The organism is Psychrobacter sp. 1U2 (assembly GCF_051847575.1).
In genome coordinates, this window is the sequence record NZ_JBPYDC010000276.1 from 1 (window position 1) to 1,274 (window position 1,274).

The following is a 1,274-nucleotide window of genomic DNA, read 5'->3' on the forward strand; positions in this document are numbered from 1 at the left end:
CATTGAGATATATTGCTCATTACTACCTTCTAACGTATTGCCGTTTAGGATCACCTCCATGCCTGTTTCTTTAGCATAACGATGGATGGCATTCACTTTTGAGTTCATAGGCGCATAAGCATCAGCGCCGACGCCATTTTCTGAGGTGACTCTTATCCCATCTGGTACGCGCGCGACTAGTGAATGGTTGCCCTCGGTATGGCCTGGAGTATGCACCAGTGCTAAGCCTGTGCCTAATTGGATGCTACCAGTAAATTTAATAACTTTATCAGGGTCGACGCCTTCGATGCCATTGGGGCAATACCAATCCGCTTGTACTGGTAGCAAAGCAGTGGTGCTTAGCCATTCTTGTTCATGAACTAAAATCTTGGCATTAGGGAAGTAGGCGGTTTGATCTTTGGTACCAAGCCAACGACGTATATCTTGGGTATGTAGATGATCGTAGCTGATGTAATCGACATCTTCTGGAGCTAAACCGACTTCGGCTAATGCGCCAGTCACATCACGGATAATAGGTGCAACCACGCTTTCAAGCGGCGACCAGTTGGGCATCTTGTCCGTTAAGCGCTTGAAAAATGGCGTTTCGCGATCCGCTTCGATATCAGAAGGAGAGAACAGCAAGGTTTTTAATTCGCCTAAAAAGTCATGATACTGAATGATAAAAATGCGGTTTAGGATATGAAGGTAGGGAAATTTATAAGTGCTTTGCGTATAGACACCGCTGTAGGCGTACCACGTTGGGTAGGGCACTCTAACCATGTCGGCGCTTTGATAAAATTGAACAGGTGGCTCATCCATAAAGCGTTCTCTGAATGCGCTTGCCTGCTTGCGAGCTGCGTTTAAACGCTCTTGTGGTAGTGGACTTTGGCGTATGTTATCAAAGTCATTAATCGCTTTCATGCCTAGTGCTTGCAAATCCATAATGCATCTCCTTATGATTGATGGATATCTTGACACAATACTAGCAACATTGTTTTGGGGTTTATAGCGACTTTAGAAAACTGTTGAGTCTTATTAAATTAGGCTTGCTTGTGTTTTTTTATTAGAAGTCATCCCAGTAAGGGTTGTCACCAAAACGCTCTGCAATAAAATCGATCAAATAGCGACAGCGCTGTGATAGGAAGCGATTCTTAGGGTAAACCGCATAGGCATTGAGCGTGGGCAATTGATATTGCTCAAGAATAGGGACTAGCTCACCTTTGGCCAATCTTTGGTAAGCAATAAAAGTTGGTATAAAAGTAATACCATGATTTTTCACTGCCAAATCTACTAAG

General features: G+C 43.7%; 2 protein-coding genes. Both read right to left on the reverse strand.

Annotated features, from left to right (window positions below; genetic code table 11):
- Positions 1–921: MBL fold metallo-hydrolase (locus ACS8FD_RS15120; RefSeq protein ID WP_439276454.1), on the reverse strand; the 921-nt coding region annotated here is incomplete at its 3' end.
- 121 nt (positions 922–1,042) lie between these two features.
- Positions 1,043–1,274: LysR substrate-binding domain-containing protein (locus tag ACS8FD_RS15125; protein ID WP_439276455.1), on the reverse strand; the 232-nt coding region annotated here is incomplete at its 5' end.